Source organism: Actinoplanes sp. G11-F43, assembly GCF_050589265.1.
Classification (GTDB): Bacteria; Actinomycetota; Actinomycetes; order Mycobacteriales; family Micromonosporaceae; genus Actinoplanes.
In genome coordinates this window covers 39,126-61,248 of the sequence record NZ_JBNZCE010000001.1, presented here as the reverse complement: position 1 = coordinate 61,248, position 22,123 = coordinate 39,126, and the positions used below count along the sequence as shown (strand labels likewise).

The window sequence follows — 22,123 nt, the reverse complement described above, 5'->3', positions numbered from 1 at the left end:
CCCAAGAGCAGCCGGCACTTCTGACCCTCGTATGGCGCCCCTCGACGCCGTGCTAGTGTTTCCTCCGTCGCGGGGCGATACAAACTCACTCAGTTTGAACGCGCTTGGTGACGTGCGACAGCGTAGTCTGTCGCAACCAGTAACAAGAAGCAGGCCCAACCCGCCTGATTCAGCCGAAAAGATCAGATGTTATGATCTTGGAGGCGAGCAAGAAAGTCACATGGGGATGTGGCGGAATGGCAGACGCGCACGGTTCAGGTCCGTGTGTCCGAAAGGACGTGGGGGTTCAACTCCCCCCATCCCCACGAGAGTCGAATGGGCGACCTCTGTCCGCGGAACGCGCGGACCGGGGTCGCTCTCGTCATATCTGCTCCGTGGGCCGAGCCCCCGGAAACCCCGCATCACGGTGGTCGCGGTCTGCGGTTCGGTCATGGTTGCCGCGCGGTGGTCGCGGTTTCACGATCAACACCATTGGTGTGTACGGGTGAGTCTTGCGCGGGGGCGTCAACTTTCGGGTGAAGGTTTGGGGAGCGCTATGCTCGCCGCCTTACACGGTCTTTGAGGTGGGGTGCGGTCGTGACTGCGACTGGTGCTGGGGTTCGGCAGGGCAAGCACAACGTTCTCGGGGTGCTCGTCGACGCGACGGACTATGCGACTGCCACGGCTCAGATCATCCAAGCGGCCCGGGAGCAGCGTGGGTTCGCCGTGACCGCCCTGGCCGTGCACGGCGTGATGACCGGGGTCGAGGATCCCGCGCACAACGCCCGGCTCAACTCCTTCGACCTGGTCACTCCGGACGGGCAGCCGGTCCGCTGGGCGCTGAACCTGCTGCACCGGGCTGGGCTCACCGATCGGGTGTACGGACCGTCCCTCACGCTGAAGGTGGTCGAGCAGGCCGCGGCCGAGGGACTGCCGATCTACCTGTACGGGTCGACCGATCCGGTCCTGGAGCGGCTCGTGCCGGCGCTGACCGGGATGTTCCCGGCGCTGAAGATCGCCGGGGTGGAGGCCTCCAAGTTCCGCAAGTCGCAGCCGGGTGAGCCGGAGGCGATCGCCGAGCGGATCAAGGCGTCCGGGGCCCGGATCGTGCTGGTCGGGCTGGGTTGCCCGCGGCAGGAGATCTTCACCTACGCGATGCGGCCCCTGCTGGACATGCCGCTGCTGGCCGTCGGTGCCGCCTTCGACTACCACGCCGGGCTCCTGAAGAACCCGCCCGCGTGGATGCAGAAGTACGCCCTGGAGTGGCTGTGGCGCCTCGGCCTGGAGCCGAAGCGGCTGTGGAAGCGTTATGTGATCCTCAACCCGGCCTACCTGAGCCGACTGGGCGCACAGAAGCTCGGGCTGTGGAAGGCCGTTCCGCCGGCGCCGGCCACCGAGCCGGTGCGTGAGTTCGCGGTCTGATCTTTTTCCGACAGTGCGGCACAGATCACTCTCGTGCCGATGATTTTGTCCACATGGTCCACAACGGTCACCACCCATAGTGACCAAACGATCACCATCAGGCTTTCCCGACCCTTACGGGTCCGTGTTCCGGGCATAACCCGGTTTCGAAGGTTGCCGGAACGGTGAACGCTGTCAATGTGGACACCGCAGTGGACGTCATCATGATCGGCACGCTCGCCGCCACCTGGCTCGCCGCCGGGCTGCTCTCCGACGGGCTGCCCACCGCCATCAGCGCGCACCAGCTCCGCCGCCGGGCCGGGCTGGTCACCGGGCTGATCGTCGCGGGCCTCGCGGTGTTCGTCGCGGTGCCGTTCGTCGCCAGCATGCTTCCAGGTGTCCAGGCCGCACCGACCGCCGCCCTGCTGCCGGCCGTGCCGGGCCTGATCGTGGTGACCGCCACGGTGCGCCGGCTCGGGCGGGTCCGGCGCGGCGCGGGGGCGTTCGCCACCGCGCCGCTCGCGCCGATTCCGCCGGGTCTTCGGGCCGCCGCCGCGCATCCACTGCTGGCCGCGCCGCTGCAGATCACCGGTCTGGCCGCGCTGGTCGGTCTGCCGATCGCCGCCGACCTGGTGACTCTGCCGATCGGCGAGTCGGCCGGGGTGGCCGGTTTCGCCGTCATCGGGACCGCGCTGGCGATCGCCGGGATCGGGATCCGCGCGGCTCTGCGTCACAACCGCCTGGCCCCGCTGGTGCTGGCCCCGATGGACCGCGAGCGGATCCCCGCGGGCGTCCGCTGAAGCCTGTGAAATCGAGGCCGCGCGCGTGTTCGCCCGCCCCCAGCCCACGTGGTCACTTCCGGCGCGGAACACCCCGAAAATCACCACACACGGCTTCGTCGCCGCCAGCGTGGACAGTTGCGGTGCGAAACGCCCCAAAAATCGCCACACACGGCTTCGTCGCCGCCAGCGTGGACAGTTACGGTGCGAAACGCCCCAGAGGTCACCACACACGGCTTCGTCGCCGCCAGCGTGGACAGTTACGGTGCGAAACGCCCCAGAGGTCACCACACGCGGTTTCGCTGCGCGGAACCTAGTGCCGCTTGGCTTCCTGCTGGTAGAGCAGCTCCAAAATGGAGCGCGTCGCCTCGAACCAGCGGTCCAGCCAGTCCGACGGCGGCAGGGTGCCCCGGGCCGGCAGTTCCAGCAGCAGCCCGCGCAGCAGCGGATGATCGGCCATCGACTGGCTGGACGATCCGCTGTCACTCCAGCTCCCGGAGCCGAACGGGTCGCCCAGGCCCTGCATGTCCAGGGACGGCAGTTTGGCCGCGCGGTCCAGCGGACTGGTCGGCTCGATGCTGCCGTGCGAGCGCCCGGGTGAGCGGGTCGGCAGGCCCGAGCCGCTGCGGACCAGTTCACCGTCGGTGCTGTCCAGCGCTTCGCGCCGCCCTTGCCGGTACGCGCTGACCCCGCCGCTGAACCGATCCTGCGCCGTCGACGAGCCGCTGCTGAGACTGTCGGAACCAATAGTCATCTGTCTGCCTTGCCTCGTTCGGTGGTGTGTCCCGGCCCACAGCGCGGTCCGGTCCGCGCTTGGACTCTTCAACGAGGCGATCCCGGTCCAGCGACGGAAAACGGGCAAATAGCAACGGCCGGCCCGGGCGATCGTGTCGCCGGACCGGCCGTGCCTACGTCGTCAGAGGTCGAACTCGCCGTCCTTGGCACCACCCACGAACGCGTCCCATTCGGCGGTCGTGAAGATCAATGCCGGCCCGGCCGGGTTCTTCGAGTCCCGCACCGCGATCGCTTCTCCGACAAACGCGACTTCGACGCAGTTGTCGCAGTTGGGGCCGCTACGCGTGCTCTTGAACCACTGGGCCCGGTTCAGGTTGACCCGGAGGCCCTTCGCCTCGATTTCCACAATGGCTCCTCTACCAGCATCTCGATCATCTCGATGGAATCCTCCGGATCAAAGGCTGCAGCCCGGATGGTGTCGAAGACCTCGCGGTACTTGCGGAGTTCGTCGTCCTTCTCCAGAAAGAGCCCACCGGCCGCGTTCTCCGCGAACACCACGGGGGGATCTCCGTCCGGGAAGTCCAGGATCGTGAACGCGCCATCCATGGCGGCGTGCGCGCCCACGTCGAACGGCAGGATCTGGAGAGTCACATTCGGCAGCTGCGCGGCCTCGACCAGATGTCGAAGCTGGTCCCGCATGACCGCGTCACCACCGACGGGGCGACTCACCACCGCTTCATCGAGCACCACCCAAAGATCGATTGGATCGTCCTGAATCAACAACGACTGGCGTTCCATGCGGACGCGCACCCGGTGCGCGATTCTCTGATCGGTGTCATCCCATCGGGCGGATCCAATGAGAGCCAGGGCGTACTCCTCACTTTGCAACAGGCCGGGAATCACCTGCTGCTCGTACGCCTGAATTGATCTAGCTTCGGCCTCGAAGCCGACATAAGTGCTGTTCAGGACGGTGGAGAACGGATGCCACCAGCCTTTCTGGCGGGCGTCTCGCGATATTTCTACCAGCTCGCCCGCAATGTCAGGATTCACGCCATAAATGTCCAACATGTCGCTTACGTCGGCGGGACTGGCGCTGGTATGTCCGGTTTCGATGCGGGATATCTTCGATGGCGAACAACCAAGCCGTTCCGCCACCACGTCGATGGTCACGCCGGCCGCCTCACGATGTCTGCGCAGTTCCACACCGAGGCGGCGTCGACGGAGGGTGGGACTGCGGCGTCGATTCACCGATCCAGTCTCCCGGCGCGTTCTTGATCGTTCAAGCACAGTGGATGATCACGCAGGATCACGGAAGCGTGACATGCAACTTGCATCGACGACACTGGTGGTGCAATCTTTCCGTATGGCCGCCGTCACTTAATGTTCTTGAGAGATCCGGCCAGGAGCGGTTAATTCGCACCAAAACGACGTCCATCACGGGGCGCCGAGCCAACGGTGGTCCATCGTGGACCACCACCCCGTCACGGGTGGGGCTGTTCGGCGGCAGTGACGTTCCGCAACCTCCTTCGATGGTCAAATCCGTTGAAGGCTTGCAAAAGTGCATTCAGGCGGCAAACTGATGCACTTGTCACCAAGTCCACAATCCCACATGAGTCTCAGGGCAGGAGATGACGTGGTTCTACCTCGGTCCGGTGATGTAATCCACGTGACGAAGGCGGCGAGTGTCCAATTCGCGTCACCGATGTTGTTCCGGGTCATTCGAGTGCACGACTGGCCGACCTATGAGGGTTGGGTCTGGCTGGACGGCTACGAATTGAACTCGGCCGGTGACGCGGTTGAGCGTCGATCCATCTTCGTGCAGGTCAACGGCCTGCGTGCGGTCGGGAAGGCGCCTGATCCGCGGGCGCGTAACGGCCGTCAACCCGCACGCCCGGGGGTCCTCCCGACCCGGACGGTGCGTGCTACCAACCGCTAGCGAGTAATCAGCTCGGGGCGACGGACGGATCGGCGCTCGGCGAAGTCGGTGGCGCGGTGGCCACGACGAGGGTGATGCGGGTGTCCGACGGCACCTGCTGACCCTCCGCCGGATCACAGGCGATCACCGTGTCCGGCTCGGCGTCGCTCTCCCGACGGATGACTCGCCACCCCAGACCGGTACGCGACAGAGCCGCCTGCGCGTCCGCGAGGGGCATCCCACGTAGTGCGGGCACGGTCACCTCGGCATCGGCCGGATCGGTCGTCGCCGGGGTGGCCGGCGCCTCGACAGGCGGGGGTGGTGTGCCGGCCTCCGGTTCGGCCGGCTCTGTCGTGATCTGGACAGCGGTCGGTGTGGCCGCCGGCGGATCGGTGCCGGCGCCGGAGTTCTGCACGATCACCAGGATGCCGAACCCGAGCAGGCCGAGCAGCACCACCGCGACCGTGCCGACGGCGATCGGCGTCCACCACCGGCCGGACGGCTCCACCGCGTCCCGGTCGGCCCAGCCGCTCTCCTCCTCGTACGGGTCGCGAGGCACCGCGCCGTACGGCCGGACCCCGGCCCGCCCGGTCCAGACGTCACGATCCGGCTCCTCCGGAGACCCGGAGTCCGTGGCCCTCTCCGATGCGTACTCCGCGTCATTCCGGGGCACAGGGTCCACAGAGTCCGGACGCTCAGGATCGTGCTCCTCGGGCATCTCCGGTTCCTTCCCGCCGGCCTCCGCGGTTACCCGCCGCAGCGTCAAGGTACCGAATCTTGTCGGCCGGTTGCCGTTCCCACCAGCGGAAAGCGAGCGGACCGACCATTTCCCAGACATCGGTACAGAGCAGTACAGTGCCCCGCATGGCCGACAAGGGCTTGACTACACAGGCCGCCACGGCCGCCGGGATCGCCGCCGGCGCCGGGGCCGCACAGCTGGGGCTGGGTTACGGTCTGGGCGTGATCGCCTGGCCGGTGACCGCGACCGAGACCGACGGCACCTGGCTGGGCAGTCTCGGCTGGGCCGCCTGGATCACGGCGAGCGCGACGGTTCTCGGCGCGGTGGTGGCCGGGCGGATGCGTCCGGAGATCCCCAGCCGCTGGCGGGTGCTCTGGCGATTCGTCCTCTCCCTGGCCTCGGCCCTGGGTGGGCTGGTGTCGCTGACCCTGGTCGCGTTGCCGGCCCGGTCGGCGGTGCACGACGGCACCCTCTCCCCGCAGCTCGTCGCCGGTGGTTACGCACTGGCCGGGCTGCTCGTCGGGCTGATGGTCGCGTTCTGGGCGGTGTCGTCCGGCCCGGTCGCGGCCAACCTGATCGGCACCGCGCTGTGGCTGTGGGCGCTGGCCGTCGCCGGGGTGGGCGCCGAGCTGGCCAGCGGCCGTGACGTCGCCACCTATCTGGCCAGCTGGCAGTTCGCCGAGTCGGTCAATCCGGTGCAGTACGGCGGCATCTACTGGCCCAGTGCCCTGCTGACGTTGGCCGCGGCGTTCGTCATCGGCCTGTTCGCGTCCGGTCCGGCGGCACTGCGCGGTGATGTGGGGCTGGGCACGGCGATCTCCGGGGCGGTCGGCCCGCTGCTGGTCGCGTTCTCGTTCCTGGCCCTGGCGCCGCAGCTGACCGTCGCGCTGGGCCCGCTCCAGTCGGCGTACCTGATCGCGCCGTACGCCGTTCTCGCCGGCCTGGGCGGCTCGGCCCTGACCGTGGCCCTCGCGAAGAGCCGGCGGGGCCGGCCGAGGAAGACGGCGCCCGCACTGCCCGCTCCGGACAGGACCGGCCCGGAGACCACAGCCTCGGAGACCACAGCCTCGGAGGCGACAGCCTCGGAGGCGACAGCTCCGGAGACGAAGGCTCCTGGGGCAGGGGTTCCGGAGACGAAGGCCACGCCGAAGCCGGAGGCCGCGCCGAAGGCCACCGGCCGGGTCAGCGCGGTCACCCAGCGCACGCCGGTCCCGGAGAAGCCGCCGGCCCCACTGAAGCCGGTGCCCGCGTCCGCTCTGCCGAAGACGCCGACGGCGGTCCAGAAGACACCGACGGCCGTCCCGAAACCGCCGGCGAAGCGCCGCAACGGCAACGGCGAGCCCACTCCGAAGTCGACGATCACCCCGCCACCCACCAAACCGACGGTGGCCCGGATCAACCCGGACGATTCAGCGAAATAGGTCACACCGGCCAGGTGTGCACCGGTTCGTTGGTGCGCTGGAACTCCACGTACCGCTGTGTCATCTCGCGCAGTGCCGCGGCCCGGTCCCGCCCGCGTTCCCCGGCGGCCCGGACCGCCGCGGTCTGCCAGGTGGCCCCGTTGCGGCCGGTCCGGCAGCGGTCCTCGACGACGCCGAGCAGCCGGTCGCGCTGGGCCGGGTGCACGCCGAACCGGTCCAGGCCGGTGGCCGCCAGCGGCAGCAGCACGTCCCGGACCAGGGTGACGGCCGGTGTCTCGCCCCGGCCGGGCCAGGTCTGCCGGGCGGTGATGCCGTCCCGGGCCCCGGCCTGGAAGTTCGCCTCGGCGTCGGTGAAGGCCAGCTCGTGCCGGATCCGTGGGTCCTCGGCGAGCTGGTGGATGAGTCCGAAGTAGAACGCGGCGTTGGCCAGCACGTCGGTCACGGTCGGGCCGGACGGCAGGACGCGGTTCTCGACACGCAGGTGCGGGCGCCCGCCGGCGACGTCGTAGACGGGACGGTTCCAGCGGTAGACGGTCCCGTTGTGCATGCGTAACTCGTACAACCGGGGAATCTCGCCCGCCTCGCGGACGGTGACCGGATCCTCCTCGCCGAGTTCCGGCAGCAAGGGTGGGAAGTAGCGCAGGTTCTCCTCGTAGAGGTCGAGGATCGAATCGATCCAGCGTTCACCGAACCAGACCCGCGGTCGTACGCCCTGCGCCGCGAACTCGTCCGGCCGAGCGTCGGTGGCCTGCTCGAACAGGGGGATCCGGGTCTCCGCCCAGAGCCGGCGCCGGTAGAGGAACGGCGAGTTCGCGCCGACGGCGAGCTGCACCCCGGCGACGGCCTGGGAGGCGTTCCAGTAGCGGGCGAAGTCGGCCGGCGCGACCTGGAGGTGAAATTGCGCACTCGTGCAGGCGCACTCCGGGGCGATGCTGTCGCTGCCGGCGACGAGCCGCTCGGTGCCCTGGATGTCGATCCGGAAGTGGTCGCCGCGGGCGCCGGCGATCTCGGCGTCCAGGGCCCGGTACCGCTCGTTGTCGGAGAGGTTGGCCGGCACCAGGTGCTCGGGGTCGAGGGTGGGCAGCATTCCGATCAGAGCCAGACGGCTTTCGCCCTTGTCCGCGCACTCGGTGGCGGCGCGCAGACAGTCCAGGATGTCCTCTTCGAAGTCGGCCAGACCGGCGCCGGCCAGGCTCCGGGGCGGCACGTTGAGTTCGAGGTTGAACCGGCCCAGCTCGGGCTGGAACCGGGGGTCGGCGAGATCGGCGAGGATTTCGGCGTTCCGCATCGACGGGCCGCCCTCGCCGTCGACCAGGTTCATCTCGATCTCCAGGCCGGCGCTCGGGCCGTCGGCCTGGAACGGCTCGGTGGCCAGCATCTCGGACAGCACGTCCAGGCAGCGGCGCACCCGGCCGCGGAACAGGACCCGGTCGTACGGCGTGAAGGCTGCGGTCACCAGATCCTTGCCCATGTGCCCCTCCGGGGACGAAACGGACGTCGATCACCGCTTTGTGAACGAGTGCTTGCGCTCGGTCAACCCTGCCATCCCGGGCCGCACACCGCCACCGATCAAACGAAAGGCGCCGCCCGGAATCCGGACGGCGCCTTTCGTAGAACCACAGGGGACTGTCAGCCCTGCTGGAGGATGGCCTCACCCTCGATCTCGATCTTGATCTTCTTGCCGATCATCACGCCGCCGGTCTCCAGGGCCATGTTGTAGGTCAGGCCCCAGTCCTCCCGGTCGATCTCGGTGTGCGCGCTGAAGCCGAAGAGATGCTGCCCGTACGGGCTGGTGGTGGCGCCCTCGAACTCGACGACCAGCTCGACCGGCTTGGTCACGTCCTTGATGGTGAGCTCGCCGGAGAGGATGAACTCGGCGCCCGCGTGCGACTTCACGCCGGTGCTCCGGTACTCCATCGTCGGGTACTTCTCAGCCTCGAAGAAGTCGCCGGTCCGCAGGTGGTTGTCCCGGTCGACCTGGCCGGTCTCGACGCTCGCGGTCTTGATGGACGCGGTCACCGAGGAGTCCAGCGGGTTCTCGCCCACGATGATCGTGGCGCTCGCCTCGGCGAACTGGCCACGAACCTTGCTGACCATGAGGTGTTTGACGACGAAACCGACCCGCTTGTGCGCCGCGTCCAGCTCGTAGGTGCCGGCGGCGGGGATCTGGAGGCCTTCGAACTCACGGGTGCTGACGGTCATGACACTGCCTTCTTCCGAAGCTTGGGGATGCTTGTCTGACGGAGCAACTATATGCTCGGCAATATTCCCCCTGTCAAGTGCCTGCTAGTGTTGGTCACGTGAACACGGACCTGGACGACCCTCGCCTCACCGCAGTCGGGCTGCTCGCGGAGGCGTACACGGGCTTGATGAGCCGGCTGGCCGCGCAGTTCGAGGAGCACCGCCTCTCCCAGGTGGAGTTCGAGGTGCTGATGCGCCTGGCCCGGTCACCCGGCAACCACCTGCGGATGACCGACCTGTCCGCCCAGACCACCCTCTCCACCAGCGGCGTCACGCGGGTGGTGGACCGGATGGAGCGGACCGGGCTGGTCCGCCGGGAGGCCTGCCCGAGCGACCGGCGCAGCTCCTACGCGGTGATCACCGAGGACGGCATGCAGCGGCTCGGCGAGGTGCTGCCGGGGCATCTGGAGCTGGTGCAGAGGTGGTATGTGGGGCTGCTCCCCGCCGACCGGCTGGAGGAGCTGCTGGACACGCTGCGCACCATCCGCGACGCGGTCAACCCGTGCGCGGCGGCGGGCAGCACGGAGACCGCACTGCCCGCCTGAGATAGCGGATCTCGTTACAGCCCGAGGCCCCGGGCGATGAGCATGCGCTGCACCTCGGACGTGCCCTCACCCACTTCGAGGATCTTGGCGTCCCGGTAGAAGCGGCCGACCGCGGACTCGTTCATGAAGCCGTAGCCGCCGTGGACCTGAGTGGCGTACCGGCTGTTCTCCATGGCCGCGTTGCTGGCGTTCAGCTTTGCGATCGCGGCGTACCGCTTGAAGTCGTCGCCGGCCAGCATCCGCGAGGCCGCGTCGTAGTAGCCGAGCCGGGCCACGTGCGCACGCAGGTCCATGTCCGCGATCAGGAACTGGATCGCCTGATGGCCACTGATCGGCTTACCGAAGGCGATGCGGTCGCGGGCGTACGTCACCGACTCGTCGACACACCCCTGGGCCAGGCCGACCGACAGGGCCGCGATGGCGATCCGCCCCTCGTCCAGGATCCGCAGGAACTGCGCCAGCCCCCGGCCCCGCTCGCCGAGCAGGTTCGCCTTCGGGACACGTACCTCATCGAAGGAAAGCTCGTGGGTGTCCGACGCACACCAGCCGACCTTGGAGTACGCCGGCGCCACGGTGAAACCCGGAGTGCCGGACGGGACGATGATCGTGGACAGCTCCTTACTGCCGTCCGGGTTCACCCCGGTCACCGCCATGACCGTGACCAGGCAGGTGATGTCGGTGCCGGAGTTGGTGATGAACGCCTTCGTCCCGGTGATCACCCACTCCCCGGTGCTCTCGTCGAGAACCGCGCGGGTGGTGGTGCCGGAGGCGTCCGAACCGGTGCCGGGCTCGGTCAGCCCGAACGCGGCGAGCGCCTCACCGGCGGCCAGCCGGGGCAGCCAGCGCCCCTTCTGCTCGGGCGTGCCGTACCGGAAGATCGGCATGGCGCCCAGCGAGACCGCGGCCTCCAGGGTGACCGCGACCGAACTGTCCACCCGGGCCAGCTCCTCCAGAGCCAGGCAGAGCGCGAAGTAGTCGCCGCCCATCCCGCCGAACTCCTCCGGGAACGGCAGCCCGAAAAGGCCCATCTTGCCCATCTGACGGACGATCTCGTACGGGAATGTCTTCTTCTCGTAGTGCTCGGCGATCACCGGCGCGACCTGCTCCTGAGCGAACTGCCGGACGCTGTCGCGCAACTCCGCGTACTCGTCGCCGAGCCGGAAGTCGACCATGACTACCTCTCTCTACTCTCTACACCGGAGTGACGCCGTGACGGCGCCGTGAGAACGAGCGGTCCTTGCCCCGGGCCGCGGCGAACCGGCGCACCAGCTCACCCCGCAGATCGCCCGGCTCGACCACGGCGTCCACCACGAGTTCGCTGGCCAGGCGCATGATGTCGATGTCGCGCTCGTACTCGGCGCGGCGCTCGGCGACGAACGCGGCCCGCTCGTCCGGATCCTCGATCGCCGCGATCTTGTTGGCGTACACCGCGTTGACCGCCGCCTCGGCGCCCATCACCGCGATCTTGGCAGTGGGCAGGGCGATCGTGGCGTCCGGCTCGAACCCGGGGCCGGCCATCGCGTACAGCCCGGCGCCGTACGCCTTGCGCACCACCACACAGATCTTCGGCACGGTGGCCTCGGAGATCGCGGTGATCATCTTGGCGCCGTGCCGGATGATACCCTGCCGCTCCACCGCGGTGCCGACCATGAAACCGGGCACATCGGTGAGGAACAGCAGCGGCACGTTGAAAGCGTCACACAACTGCACGAAACGGCTGGTCTTGTCGGCCGAGTCGACGAAGAGCACACCGCCCTTGAACATCGAGTTGTTGCCGACGATACCGACCACCTCGCCGTTCAGGCGGGCGAATCCGACGGTCAGCTCCCGGGCCCACAGCGCCCAGATCTCGAAGTAGGAGTCCGCGTCGACCAGGCCTTTCACGTACCGCCGCATGTCGAAGGCCTGGCGCTCGCTGACCGGGACCAAAGCGCCGAGATCGACCTTCGCGGGATCGGCGGCGGCAGCGGCCGGAGGCTGCCCGGTCCAGTCCGACGGCAGGTAGGACAGGTAGGTGCGGACCACATCGAGGGCCTCGCGCTCGGACTTGCAGAGGAAGTGCCCGACCCCGGACTCCTTGCAGTGCACCTGGGCGCCGCCCATCGCCTCCAGGGTGGTCTTCTCCCCGGTGACCATCTCGACCATCCGGTCGGACCCCAGATACATGCTGGCGTTGCCGTCGACCATGGCGACCACGTCGCAGAACGCCGGAATGTACGCCCCGCCTGCGGCCGACGGCCCGAACAGCGCGCAGACCTGCGGAATCGCCCCGGACGCCTTGACCTGGGTGTGGAAGATCTTCCCGGCCCCGCGCCGCCCGGGGAAGAGATCGACCTGATCGGTGATCCGGGCGCCGGCCGAGTCGACCAGGTAGACCATCGGGACGCCGAGCTGGTAGGCGCGCTCGATGATCCGGATGATCTTCTCAACCGTGCGGGCGCCCCAGGAGCCGGCCTTGACCGTGGAGTCGTTGGCCATCACGCAGACGTCCCGGCCGTCGATCCGGGCGGCTCCGGTGATCACCCCGTCCGCGGGCAGTCCGTCGGCGAGACTGTTGGCGTAGAGGCCGTCCTCGACGAACGAGTCGTCGTCGACAAGCAGCGCGATCCGCTCCCGGGCGAACAGCTTGCCCTTGGCCGCGTTGGCGGCGTGGTAGCGCTCCGCGCCACCGGCCAGCACCCGCTTGCGCACTCCGGCCAGCGCCTCGCCGTCCATGGCACCATCCTTAACGCTCGTTAGGCTTAACGAACGTTAGGCTAGCTCACCCGCTCGTGTCGCGGCAACGGCGAACGGGAGCCCCGTGGGGCTCCCGTTCGTGCTGGTGCGTGACGCGTCAGCGCAGGGTGTTCAGCAGGTCCAGACCACCCAGACCGCCGGTGCCCAGGTCCTGGGTCAGGCCGCCGACCGCGGACTTCTCGGCGCTACGGCCGCCGACCTTGGTGTTGCCGTACTTGTCGCCCTTGACGTAGGCGTTGTCGTCCTGGTCGCCGCCCACCGGCGAACCGTAGGAGGTGTCGTCGTCGACGTCGGCCGGGTAGCCGGCGTTGTCGCGGCCGCCCTGGCCGTACCCGTCGTTGCCCTGGTCGCCGGTGTCGCCGTAACCGTCGTTGCCGCGGTCCGGGCTGACCTGGCCGTAGTCCTTGCCGGGCTTGCCGGGCTTCACCGGCTTGCAGTTCTGGTTGTGGCCCTTGTTGCCCTTGTGCTTCTTGTTGTCGCACTCCCCGTAGCCGTAGCCCGGGTCGCCGTAACTCGGCACGCCGCCGTACGCGCCACCGTTGTCGCCGCAGGTGGGACGGGTCATGTGGCGGTAGACGTTCGCGTTCCAGTCGTCACAGTCGCTGCCGCCGAGCATGTAGCCGGGGGTGTAGACCGGAACCAGGTGCTTCTTCCACTGCACCGGCTTGCGGTAGGCGACGCCGCCACCGACGTAGTTGGCGCAGGACCCGTGGGCGCTGGCGTACCCGAGCACGCCCAGCGAGTTGCCGCACGCGTTGATCGGGACGGTGATCGGCGCCGCGACCTGGGTGCCGTTCAGGGTGCCGTGGTTGCTGAAGCTGGTCTGGCCGATCCCGATGCCGCCGGAGCCGGGGAAGAACCCTTCGACGCGCTTGCGGTCGTGCTTGGTCTTGGCCTTGCTCTTGCTCTCGAACGGCTGGGCCTTGCGGGCGAAGCCGCTGCCGCCGCCGACCTGGTTGGCGCAGACCCCGGTCGAGCCGGCACCGCCGATCAGGGCGAGCGCGTTGCCGCAGGCGTTGACCGGGGCGGTGATCGGCACGGCGACCTGGGTGCCGTTCAAGGTCCCGAAGTTGCCGAAGCTGACCTGGTCGGTACCCCCGCCGCCGATGCCGTTCCAGCCGTTCTCCACCCGGTTGGCGGAGATGCCGGTGGCGCTGGCCTTGCCGGCCACCGCCGCGGCGTTGCCGGACACGTTCACCGGGACGGTGATCGGCACGGCGACCTGGGTGCCGTTCAGGGTGCCGCGGTTCTGGGCGGACCGCTGGGTGGTCCCGCCGGCACCGCCGCTCTCCACCTGGTTGGCGCCGACGCCGAAGCTCTGCGCCGAGCCGAGGATGCCGGCCGAGTTGCCGACCAGGTTCACCGGCACGGTCACCGGGATGGCCACCTGGGTGCCGTTGAGGGTGCCGAAGTTGCCGGTGGTGAGCTGGTCGACGTCGGCCTGCGCGGCGGCGGCCGGGGCGAGCAGCAGGGCACCGGCGGCGAAGATTCCGACACTCAGAGTCTTACGAACCCAAGTCTTCTTCATCAGAAAAGGGATGCCTTTCGCAATGGTGATTGTCTTTTCCGCATGGCGCTTTTCTTTTCCGCCCGGAATGCGGGCACAGCGAGGCCCCGGAGCAGTTATCCGGCCTGATTTCGCTGGTGAGGGTGCCTTCTGAAGGCGTCACCCGGGTTCGCCGCTTGTTCGCAAACGGATGGGGAACCGGGTGGAACGGGCGCTCTACCGAGCGCCGGGAGTGTGGCGGGCCGTCGCCGGTCAGGCGCGCACGTCCTCCGGCACCGGCCGGGCGGCCGGGCTATGCCGGTGGACGTGGGACCGGGGCCTGATCTTGCCCTTGGGCGCCCGGATGTTCTCATCGGCCGTCGCGATCAACCCGTAGGCCGCCGGGATCGTCTCGTCGGTTGCCGGGACGGCGAATGCACGCGGGAGCGTCCGTCCCGCGCGGCGCTCCGGTCGCCGCTCCGTCCCCTGGCTGTGGGACGGCATGAGCGAGGAGCCGCCGGGGATGATCACATTGCGATTTTCGGTGCGCTTCATGATTCACCCCTCGTCGTCTACCGGCGGCTGATTAGTCCCTTTAGTAAAGGACCGGCGTATTTGGCCGCTCGGTATTGGTAACGACGGGAGCGCGCGGAAAGTCACGCGGACAAATCGGAAAATCGACCCCAGGAAAGGCAGCGAAAGTCACACCAGCCGAGTACGCGGTCCGGCTCGCAGAACACCGGACGGCAACTGCCTGCCGACCAGTCGCTCCGCCAGCGCCGCCGCCCCGATCAGCCTGTCAAGATCGATACCGGTGTCGATGCCCATGTCGTGCAGCATGTGCACCACCTCCTCGGTGGCCACGTTGCCGGACGCGCCCGGAGCATAGGGACAGCCGCCCAGGCCGCCGGCGCTTGCGTCGAACTCGGTCACACCCAGGTCCAGAGCGGTCAGGATGTTGGCCAGACCGGTGCCCCTGGTGTTGTGGAAGTGGAGCAGGTCCGGGCGTACGGCGGACAGAAGATCGCGGACCCGGCGCGGTGTCGCCATGCCTGTGGTGTCGCCGAACGCGATGCGGTCCGCGCCAGCGGCACGCACCCGGGCGACCAGGCCGGCCACCCGGTCCGGATCCACATCGCCCTCGAACGGGCAGCCGAAACTGGTGGCCACGATCACCTCCAGCGTCGCGCCGGCCTCGTGCACCAGCGGGATGAGCAGGGCGATGTCGTCCAGCGACTCCTCAGTGGACCGGTTCAGGTTGCGGCGGTTGTGGGTGTCACTCGCCGAGACCACCACCTCGATCTCCCGGAACCCGGCGGCCAGGGCACGCTGGGCGCCCCGGGTGTTCGGGATCAGCGCGGAGTAGCGGACGTCCGGGTTGTGCCAGGCCTTCGCCCAGACCTCGTCGGCGTCGGCCATCTGCGGGATCGCGCGGGGATGGACGAACGAGACCGCCTCGATCCGGCCCACCCCGGTCGCGCTCAGCGCGTCCAGCAGCTCGATCTTGGCCATGGTGTCGATCGGCGACTCGTTCTGCAGGCCGTCGCGGGGTGCCACCTCGCGGAGGGAGACGCTGGTCATCACATCCGCCCGTTTCTCATCCGCGCGACGATGCCGGTGTCGTAGTCGCCGGAGCGGAACTCCGGGTTCTCCAGCAGCTCGGCGAAGAACGGCAGGTTGTTCTTCGGGCCAACGATCTTGAATGCGTCGACCGCAATCCGTGCCTTTTGTAATACTTCGTCCCGATTTGAACCGAATACGATCAGTTTGGCCATCAGCGAGTCGTAGTTCTGGCTGACCGTGGTGCCTTCGGCGTAACCGGAGTCGACTCGGATGCCCTCACCCTCCGGCTCGACCCATGTGGTGATCTTGCCGGGGCCCGGGAAGAAGCGTTTCGGATCTTCCGCGTTGATCCGCAGCTCGATCGCATGCCGACTTTGCACACTTCCGATCTTTACCTCTTGTCCGGCGGCGATCCTCAGCTGCGCCTCCACCAGGTCCATGCCGTGGATCAGCTCGGTGATCGGATGCTCGACCTGCAGCCGGGTGTTCATCTCCAGGAAGAAGAACTCGCCGGTCGCCGGATCGAGCAGGCACTCGACGGTGCCCGCGTTGCGATAACCGACCGCCTCACCGGCCCGCACCGCCGCATCCAGCATCCGTTCGCGCAGCTCCGGAGTGACCGCCGGGGACGGCGCCTCCTCCACCAGCTTCTGGTTGCGGCGCTGCACCGAACACTCCCGCTCGGACAGGGCGACCACCCGGCCGTCGGCCAGACCGAGGATCTGCACCTCCACATGGCGGACCCGGGGGAAGTAGCGCTCGATCAGGACCCCACCGTCGCCGAACATCCGCTCGGCGAACACGCGGACCTTCTCGTACTCCCGGACCAGGCCGTCCGCGTCCTCGGCGACGGCCATGCCCATCCCGCCGCCACCGGCCGAGGCCTTCACCATCACCGGAAAGCCGACCTTCTCGGCCGCCGCCAGCGCGGCCTCCGCGCTGCCGGCCGGATCCGGCGATCCGGGCGCGACCGGCACACCGGCCGCGGCCATCAGATTCCGGGCATTGATCTTGTCGCCCATCGCGGTGATCGCGTCGGCGCCGGGTCCGACCCACACCAGGCCGTTGCTTGCCACGGTACGGGCGAAGTCCGCGTTCTCACTGAGGAAGCCGTAGCCGGGGTGCACCGCCTGAGCACCCGTCGACTTCGCGGCGGCCAGAATCGCCTCGGTGTTGCGATAGCTCTCCGCCGGGTTGGCCGGCCCGATGCCGACCGCCTCGTCCGCCTCCCGCACGAACGGCAGATCGGCGTCCACATCGGAGTGGACCGCGATCGTCCTGACGCCCAGACGTCTCGCGGTCCGGATGATCCGGCGGGCGATCTCGCCCCGGTTCGCGACCAGCAGTGACTCGATCATGGCCCTCTTTCCAACTTTGTGAGTCGGTCATCGCCGGGCGCATCCTTGTGGGATCTATCGCCCGGTCAAAGCGTGGATCGTGGCGTCCCGCAGCAGGGCGGCCCGGCGCACCCGGTCCACCTCCCCGCCCAGGAACGGCGTCGAGTTCATCAGGCCGAACGCGGCGTGCGCCAGCACCCGGGCCTCCGGGGCGGGCAGCTCGGGACGCACCCGGGACAGCACGCCCACCCACTCCTCGACGTACAACCTCTGCAGCTTGCGGATCTGCCGGCGCGGATCCTCCGGCAGACGGTCCAGCTCGTGCAGGTGCAGGGCGATCACCGCGGGATTCGCCAGCGCGAAATCCACGTGGAAGTCGATCAGATCGACGAGCGCGGCCTGATCGTCGTCCGGATGCCGGGCCACCCGCTCCCGGCCACCGTCGAGCAGGCCCTCACTGACCGGGATCAGGGCGGCGACCAGCATCGCCTCCTTGCCGGCGAAGTGGTGGTAGAGCGCCGGGCCGGTGACGCCGGCCGCCGAGCCGATGTCGTCCATCGACACGCCGTGATAGCCGCGGGAGGCGAACAGGCCCACCGCGATTTCCAGAATCTCATCGCGGCGTGACCGCCGCCTCGGCGCCGGCGGGGTGGACCGGTGCCGCTGATCTACCGTCGTCACCTGGCAACTGTAACCCGAAGCCGGGCCGGCGCTTAACGGTCGTTCAGCCCATTGATAGCCTCGTTGTGAAGGTTCACCGCAAGCTCCCGGGCCGGGGAGTCCGGCCCCAGACGCTTCACCAGCGGGCTCAGCACCCGCTCCGCCTCCATCACCGAACCCGACCGCAGCAGCGCCTCGGCGACCATGCACTCCATCCGGTCCGCCTCCTCGTCGGCACCGATCTCCCGCAGCCGCTCCGGGGCACCCGCAAGGTACGGCAGGGCGTCGGCGTACCGCTCACGGCGCAGATAGAGGTTGCCGATCTCGAAGGCGAAGATCGAGCGACTCCACCGTACGCCCGGCTGCTCCGCCAGGTCGTCCGGCAGCTCCTCGAACCGCCCCAGCCCCAGCCGGATGACCTCCTCGGCCTGCGGCATGTCATCGGCGTAGTTCAGCGCCATCAACCGGCGACGCAGCACCCGCAGCTCACCGGCCAGGTCGCCGGACTCGTGCAACGACTCGGCGGCGGCCCGGAAGGTCAGTGCCGCCTCGGCGTCCCGGTCCAGGTCGTACAACAATTGACCGGCCTGCTCACCCACCTGACCCCGGCCGGCCGGATTGTCCGCCAGCCCCTCGATCAGGGTCCGGTAGATGCCCAGCGCCCGGTCCGTGTCACCCAGATCCCGGTAGACCGCGGCCAGCAGGAACCGGGTGTCGGCAGCCGCCGACTCGTGGCCCAGACGCTCGAACCCGAGCAGCGCCTCCTCCGCCACCTCAGCCGCCTCCGCCGGGCGATCCGCCTGGTAATAGGCCTGCGCCAGATCCTGCCGGGCGAAGATCCCGGTCTCGTCCCCGTCGTCCAGCCCGCTCAGGATCGCGATCGCCTCGGCGAACTCGTCGACCGCCTCCACCGGCCGGCCCAGCACCATCAGCCCACGCCCACGGTTGAGCCGGGCGCCCAGCGCCGGGCCCTCCAGACCCGCCGCGATGGTCTCGCCGAACGCGGCCACCACCTCCTCGGCATCCTGACTGAGCTGCCCGACCATGGTCGCCACCTCGGCGCTGCGCTGGACCGGGCCGTGCTCCCGGTAGAACGCCCACGCCTCCCGGGCCGCCGCCAAGGCCTCGTCACCCCGGTCGTCCAGCGCCCGGTGATGCGCCCGCACCATCGCGTGATACGCCTGCCGACGTGGGTCACCGACCTCCGCGGCGAACCGGTCCGACCGGTCACCCGCGTCGTTCGCCTCCTCCGGCCGGCCCAACAGACGGAACATCTGCGACAGCCGCAGCCACGCGCTCGCCCGGCTTTTCGCGTCACCGTGCTCGTCATGATGGGCCGCGTTCGCCCGGACGACGGCCAACAGCTCCTCGGTCGGCTCCACGTCACGGGCCCGCAGCACCGCGATCCGGGCTCGCATCATGCTCGCCTCACCGGCGTCACCGGCCGCGTCGAACAGGTCAGCGGCCCGCTCCCACGCCGCCACCGTCTCGGCGAACCGATCGTCCGGCAGCAGGAAACCCCGCGCCGACCAGTACCGCGGCTGATCCTCCGGCACCCCGAACCGGGACTCGAACGCCGCCAGCACCGTCCGGGCCGCCTCGTCCCGGTCCTCGTCCTGACACCGCTCGACCAGGTCCAGCAGCTCATCAGCGGTGGCACTCTCGTCCACCGGCACCGCCTCCGGCTCCACCCTCGGTGCCGGGACCGGCGCCGCCGCCCGCCGGGCCGTCGCCGCCAACGGCAACTCCACCTCGAACGGCGCCGAATTCATCACGTCGACGATCACACCGCTCTGGTGATCGGTGCCGTTACGGGCGTCGAACCGGGCCGCCACCTCAAGCGCGAACTTCTCCAACTCGGCAGCGAGCACGGAAGCCGTGACATCCGGGCGATCCGCCCGGCGGATCAGGGTGTCACCGTGCCCCCGCGCGGTCAGCCGGCGTAACAGCACCACGGCGCCCGCGGCGAAATGCATCGCGGCGGCCGGCGACGGCGCCCGCTCCAGCCAGTCGATGTGCCGCTGCAGGATCTCCAGACCACGGCTCTCGTTACCGGTCCGCGCGCAGAACCGGATGTGCCCGCCGATCTCCCACAGATCCGCCAGATTGTTGCGTTCCAGCAGGTAGGAGCGGCGATGCGCGTCCGCGGCGTCCTGCCGGCGACCGGTCTTCAGGTAGACGGTCATCAGCTCGCCGAGAATCGTCTGCGGCTGCTCGGAACAGGACAGATCACCGGCCAGCACCGGGCCCGCCAACTCGGCGGCCTCCTCGAACCGCTCCGCCGCCGCCAGATGCCGGACCAGCGTCGTCGGGTCACAGCCGGCACAATCCGACAGCGAATCCCGCGGAGCCGCCTGCCACTTCGAGAACCACTCCTCGGCCGCCTCCCGGTCACCCACATGCCGGGCGATCAGATAGCGGTGCTTGAACACCGGCTGAAGGCCGTGCCCCGCCTCCCGGTACCGGCGCTCCATGTCGTCCAGGACCGCGCGGGTCCGCTCCAACGGCACCTCGGGGAACGTGGTCAGCGAACTCACCATGTTCTTGAACAGCCACAGCAGGTTGTGGGTCCAGTGCTGGTGGTATTGACTCGGGTTACGGTCGAAATCGGACACGCACCAGGAGAAGGTGGGGAACGCCTTCACCGGCTCGCCGCCATAGATGTACGACGTCGTCGCGAACAGCCGCGCATAGAACCGCAACGCCGCGTCATCAGTCGAATCCACGTGCCGCAGCACCTGCTCCACCACGGCGATCTGCGCCGACCCGTACGGCAGATGATCCGCCTCGCCGAGCAGATCCCACAGCTCCTGCGCCGTCTTCATCAGGACTCCTCCCCCGGGACGGCCCGGTCCAGCAGGCCCAGGAACGACGTGGTCAACAGGGCCGCGTCGGACGGGCGGATCGGGTGATGGCCGAGCATCAGCGCCTGGCCGTACAACGACTCGACAGCCAGCCCCGCCAGCTCGTCGTCACCGAGCGCCACCACCCGGCGGACCAGCGGATTCCGGTGGTTCAACACCAGCTGCGGGCGCTCCGGCGGAACCGTGCGCGACAACGCGTCCAGCACCCCGCCCCACAGGTCGTCGGCCTGATCACGGCTCGCCGTGAACTCGTCGTGGAACGCCGCCTCCCGGCTCACCAGGTAGAGCGCCGGCAGCGTCACCGGGTCGAAGACCCGCACCACCACCTCGCAGCCCAGCCGGTCCAGCCGCCGCTGGGCGGCCGCCAGGAACGGGCGCAACCGCAACTCGGCCTCGGTGTCCACCGCGGTGAACCGGGTGGTCAGATCGGTCGGATCCAACCGCTCCGCACGCACCTCCGGATCGACGAGCGCCAGCCGCTGGATCAACTCGGCGTCATAGACGTAACCGCCGTTGATCAGCCCGATGTCCTGGGCGGCGGCCACTGCCGCGAGCTGCCGGAACTCGTCAGCCGTCGAGGCGTACCGCAGCACACCGTGCCGGGCCCGGAACTCGGCGAGCGTCACCTCACCCATGTTCGTCTGCATCGGATACCACTGCTCGACCAGCCGCAGCATCTCGTCGTCGTGCAACGCCAGCGCCTTCACCCCGAGATGGTGAATCCGCAGGAACGCCGCCAGCCGGCGCGGATCGGTCGTCGACAACCGCACCAGCCAGCCCCGCAGCTGGTCAGCGATCGCCTCACGGGTCTCGGCGAGCAGGCCGTCGTCGTAGAGGGCCTCGCGGCTCGCGGTCGGCCGCAACTCGGTGCTGTCCACCACGCACCGGGCGAAGAACGCCCACTCCGGCAACAACCCCTCGATGCTCTCCGACAGCAACATCCGCTTCAGGTAGACCCGATGTCCACCCCTCGTCGCCGGGTTCACCGGCGTCGGCAACACGAACGCGGCCCCGGACAAGCCGGCCGCCGGCACATCCAGCTCGATCACATCGAACGGCCGGAAACCCAGCGTGCGCTCGGCGTAGGCGAGACGGGACTCGGGCGGCAACTTCCACGGCACGGTGCCGACGGTCACCTTGCGGTCGTCGACCATCACCCGGGCCGGGAGCAATCCGCCGTACGTCCCAGCGAGCTCGGTCACCGCCTCAGCCGTCAAGTAGTGCTCGGCACCTCGCCGGGGGATCAGCGTGACGGTGGTGCCCGGCTCGCGCTCGTCACCGGGCCGCACGTCATACCGGCCGTCCGAATATCCGGTCCAGAGCACCGGCGCGGCCCCCGCCTGCCGCGTGTGCACCCGGATCTGGTCGGCGACCAGGAAGCAGGAGAGCAGCCCGATCCCGAACTGCCCGAGGAACTCGTGCCGGGCGAACCCCAGCTCGTCACGTTTCGAACTCCGGCCGATCGTGGCCAGCAGCTCGTGCACCTGAGCCTCGGTGAGGCCGATACCGTTGTCGTCGATCCGCAGCGTGCCGTCACCGGTGCCGTCGGACGAGGCGATGGTCACCACGCCGTCATGCGCCGGCCCGACGGCCGTGATCGCATCCACGGCGTTCTGCAGCAGCTCACGGACATACACGCGGGGGCTCGCGTAGAGGTGGTGGCTGAGCAGATCGACGATGCCCCGCAGGTCGACCTGGAACGTGTTGCTCACGGGCGGCACG

General features: G+C 68.9%; 20 protein-coding genes and 1 tRNA gene. 6 read left to right on the top strand and 15 right to left on the bottom strand.

What is annotated here, in order from left to right; all coding sequences use genetic code 11:
• Window positions 1-222 precede the first annotated feature (222 nt).
• From ACQ0O7_RS00315 to ACQ0O7_RS00305, 3 genes are all read left to right on the top strand, one after another.
• Window positions 223-305, top strand: a tRNA-Leu gene (locus ACQ0O7_RS00315).
• 271 nt (window positions 306-576) lie between these two features.
• Complete coding sequence (locus ACQ0O7_RS00310; RefSeq protein ID WP_430779654.1) at window positions 577-1,401, top strand: WecB/TagA/CpsF family glycosyltransferase; 825 nt, start codon at window positions 577-579, stop codon at window positions 1,399-1,401.
• Window positions 1,402-1,565: 164 nt separating this feature from the next.
• A complete protein-coding gene (locus ACQ0O7_RS00305) occupies window positions 1,566-2,180 on the top strand; it encodes a hypothetical protein (protein ID WP_430779653.1) in 615 nt (204 codons plus the stop codon).
• 292 nt (window positions 2,181-2,472) lie between these two features.
• Here ACQ0O7_RS00305 and ACQ0O7_RS00300 read toward each other — a convergent pair whose 3' ends face one another.
• The 3 genes from ACQ0O7_RS00300 to ACQ0O7_RS00290 all read right to left on the bottom strand — a co-directional run bounded on the left by ACQ0O7_RS00300 (window position 2,473) and on the right by ACQ0O7_RS00290 (window position 4,142).
• The gene (locus ACQ0O7_RS00300; RefSeq protein WP_430779652.1) at window positions 2,473-2,913 is read right to left on the bottom strand and encodes a hypothetical protein; all 441 of its coding nucleotides are present in this window, start codon (window positions 2,911-2,913) and stop codon (window positions 2,473-2,475) included.
• 162 nt (window positions 2,914-3,075) lie between these two features.
• On the bottom strand, window positions 3,076-3,294 hold the full coding sequence (locus tag ACQ0O7_RS00295; RefSeq protein ID WP_430779758.1) for a DUF397 domain-containing protein: 219 nt from the start codon (window positions 3,292-3,294) through the stop codon (window positions 3,076-3,078).
• Window positions 3,264-4,142, bottom strand: a complete 879-nt coding sequence (locus ACQ0O7_RS00290) for a helix-turn-helix domain-containing protein (RefSeq protein ID WP_430779651.1) — start codon at window positions 4,140-4,142, stop codon at window positions 3,264-3,266. Before ACQ0O7_RS00290 ends, ACQ0O7_RS00295 begins: the two co-directional genes overlap by 31 nt.
• Before the next feature lie 361 nt (window positions 4,143-4,503).
• Between ACQ0O7_RS00290 and ACQ0O7_RS00285 the strand changes: the two genes are divergently transcribed.
• Window positions 4,504-4,830 carry a hypothetical protein gene (locus ACQ0O7_RS00285; protein ID WP_430779650.1) on the top strand — a complete coding sequence of 109 codons (327 nt, stop codon included), beginning with the start codon at window positions 4,504-4,506 and terminating at the stop codon, window positions 4,828-4,830.
• Window positions 4,831-4,837: 7 nt separating this feature from the next.
• On the opposite strand, the gene ACQ0O7_RS00280 is transcribed toward ACQ0O7_RS00285, so the two are convergent.
• Window positions 4,838-5,482 carry a PASTA domain-containing protein gene (locus ACQ0O7_RS00280; RefSeq protein ID WP_430779649.1) on the bottom strand — a complete coding sequence of 215 codons (645 nt, stop codon included), beginning with the start codon at window positions 5,480-5,482 and terminating at the stop codon, window positions 4,838-4,840.
• A 191-nt stretch (window positions 5,483-5,673) separates the two neighbouring features.
• Between ACQ0O7_RS00280 and ACQ0O7_RS00275 the strand changes: the two genes are divergently transcribed.
• Entirely contained in the window at window positions 5,674-6,969 is a 1,296-nt protein-coding gene (locus ACQ0O7_RS00275; RefSeq protein ID WP_430779648.1) for a Hansenula MRAKII killer toxin-resistant protein 1, read from the top strand.
• A 1-nt stretch (window position 6,970) separates the two neighbouring features.
• Here the strand turns inward: ACQ0O7_RS00275 and ACQ0O7_RS00270 are convergent, their stop codons facing one another.
• Complete coding sequence (locus ACQ0O7_RS00270; RefSeq protein WP_430779647.1) at window positions 6,971-8,440, bottom strand: glutamate--cysteine ligase; 1,470 nt, start codon at window positions 8,438-8,440, stop codon at window positions 6,971-6,973.
• Window positions 8,441-8,598: 158 nt separating this feature from the next.
• Window positions 8,599-9,171: a YceI family protein gene (locus ACQ0O7_RS00265; protein WP_430779646.1), complete on the bottom strand. Its 573-nt coding sequence runs from the start codon at window positions 9,169-9,171 to the stop codon at window positions 8,599-8,601.
• Window positions 9,172-9,269: 98 nt separating this feature from the next.
• Between ACQ0O7_RS00265 and ACQ0O7_RS00260 the strand changes: the two genes are divergently transcribed.
• Window positions 9,270-9,755, top strand: a complete 486-nt coding sequence (locus ACQ0O7_RS00260) for a MarR family winged helix-turn-helix transcriptional regulator (protein ID WP_430779645.1) — start codon at window positions 9,270-9,272, stop codon at window positions 9,753-9,755.
• 14 nt (window positions 9,756-9,769) lie between these two features.
• Here the strand turns inward: ACQ0O7_RS00260 and ACQ0O7_RS00255 are convergent, their stop codons facing one another.
• The 9 genes from ACQ0O7_RS00255 to ACQ0O7_RS00215 form a co-directional block, all read right to left on the bottom strand.
• Window positions 9,770-10,927: an acyl-CoA dehydrogenase family protein gene (locus tag ACQ0O7_RS00255; protein WP_430779644.1), complete on the bottom strand. Its 1,158-nt coding sequence runs from the start codon at window positions 10,925-10,927 to the stop codon at window positions 9,770-9,772.
• 19 nt (window positions 10,928-10,946) lie between these two features.
• A complete protein-coding gene (locus ACQ0O7_RS00250; protein WP_430779643.1) occupies window positions 10,947-12,470 on the bottom strand; it encodes an acyl-CoA carboxylase subunit beta in 1,524 nt (507 codons plus the stop codon).
• A 118-nt stretch (window positions 12,471-12,588) separates the two neighbouring features.
• The gene (locus ACQ0O7_RS00245; protein WP_430779642.1) at window positions 12,589-14,019 is read right to left on the bottom strand and encodes a chaplin family protein; all 1,431 of its coding nucleotides are present in this window, start codon (window positions 14,017-14,019) and stop codon (window positions 12,589-12,591) included.
• A 231-nt stretch (window positions 14,020-14,250) separates the two neighbouring features.
• Complete coding sequence (locus ACQ0O7_RS00240) at window positions 14,251-14,532, bottom strand: hypothetical protein (RefSeq protein WP_430779641.1); 282 nt, start codon at window positions 14,530-14,532, stop codon at window positions 14,251-14,253.
• 147 nt (window positions 14,533-14,679) lie between these two features.
• Window positions 14,680-15,558 carry a hydroxymethylglutaryl-CoA lyase gene (locus ACQ0O7_RS00235; protein WP_430779640.1) on the bottom strand — a complete coding sequence of 293 codons (879 nt, stop codon included), beginning with the start codon at window positions 15,556-15,558 and terminating at the stop codon, window positions 14,680-14,682.
• Window positions 15,558-16,898: an acetyl-CoA carboxylase biotin carboxylase subunit gene (locus tag ACQ0O7_RS00230; protein WP_430779639.1), complete on the bottom strand. Its 1,341-nt coding sequence runs from the start codon at window positions 16,896-16,898 to the stop codon at window positions 15,558-15,560. The genes ACQ0O7_RS00235 and ACQ0O7_RS00230 overlap by 1 nt, the downstream gene beginning before the upstream one ends.
• A 54-nt stretch (window positions 16,899-16,952) precedes the next feature.
• Complete coding sequence (locus tag ACQ0O7_RS00225; RefSeq protein WP_430779638.1) at window positions 16,953-17,558, bottom strand: TetR/AcrR family transcriptional regulator; 606 nt, start codon at window positions 17,556-17,558, stop codon at window positions 16,953-16,955.
• 32 nt (window positions 17,559-17,590) lie between these two features.
• The gene (locus ACQ0O7_RS00220; RefSeq protein WP_430779637.1) at window positions 17,591-20,362 is read right to left on the bottom strand and encodes a tetratricopeptide repeat protein; all 2,772 of its coding nucleotides are present in this window, start codon (window positions 20,360-20,362) and stop codon (window positions 17,591-17,593) included.
• A complete protein-coding gene (locus tag ACQ0O7_RS00215; protein ID WP_430779636.1) occupies window positions 20,362-22,113 on the bottom strand; it encodes an HSP90 family protein in 1,752 nt (583 codons plus the stop codon). Before ACQ0O7_RS00215 ends, ACQ0O7_RS00220 begins: the two co-directional genes overlap by 1 nt.
• Between the last annotated feature and the right edge of the window lie 10 nt (window positions 22,114-22,123).

What these genes read in the sequence shown, in the direction of transcription:
- ACQ0O7_RS00300 (WP_430779652.1), bottom strand. Translation starts at nt 2,913, where the DNA reads ATGACTATTGGTTCCGACAGTCTCAGCAGCGGCTCGTCGACGGCGCAG.
- ACQ0O7_RS00285 (WP_430779650.1), top strand. Translation starts at nt 4,504, where the DNA reads ATGAGTCTCAGGGCAGGAGATGACGTGGTTCTACCTCGGTCCGGTGAT.
- ACQ0O7_RS00275 (WP_430779648.1), top strand. Translation starts at nt 5,674, where the DNA reads ATGGCCGACAAGGGCTTGACTACACAGGCCGCCACGGCCGCCGGGATC.
- ACQ0O7_RS00270 (WP_430779647.1), bottom strand. Translation starts at nt 8,440, where the DNA reads ATGGGCAAGGATCTGGTGACCGCAGCCTTCACGCCGTACGACCGGGTC.
- ACQ0O7_RS00265 (WP_430779646.1), bottom strand. Translation starts at nt 9,171, where the DNA reads ATGACCGTCAGCACCCGTGAGTTCGAAGGCCTCCAGATCCCCGCCGCC.
- ACQ0O7_RS00255 (WP_430779644.1), bottom strand. Translation starts at nt 10,927, where the DNA reads ATGGTCGACTTCCGGCTCGGCGACGAGTACGCGGAGTTGCGCGACAGC.
- ACQ0O7_RS00250 (WP_430779643.1), bottom strand. Translation starts at nt 12,470, where the DNA reads ATGGACGGCGAGGCGCTGGCCGGAGTGCGCAAGCGGGTGCTGGCCGGT.
- ACQ0O7_RS00245 (WP_430779642.1), bottom strand. Translation starts at nt 14,019, where the DNA reads ATGAAGAAGACTTGGGTTCGTAAGACTCTGAGTGTCGGAATCTTCGCC.
- ACQ0O7_RS00240 (WP_430779641.1), bottom strand. Translation starts at nt 14,532, where the DNA reads ATGAAGCGCACCGAAAATCGCAATGTGATCATCCCCGGCGGCTCCTCG.
- ACQ0O7_RS00235 (WP_430779640.1), bottom strand. Translation starts at nt 15,558, where the DNA reads ATGACCAGCGTCTCCCTCCGCGAGGTGGCACCCCGCGACGGCCTGCAG.
- ACQ0O7_RS00230 (WP_430779639.1), bottom strand. Translation starts at nt 16,898, where the DNA reads ATGATCGAGTCACTGCTGGTCGCGAACCGGGGCGAGATCGCCCGCCGG.
- ACQ0O7_RS00220 (WP_430779637.1), bottom strand. Translation starts at nt 20,362, where the DNA reads ATGAAGACGGCGCAGGAGCTGTGGGATCTGCTCGGCGAGGCGGATCAT.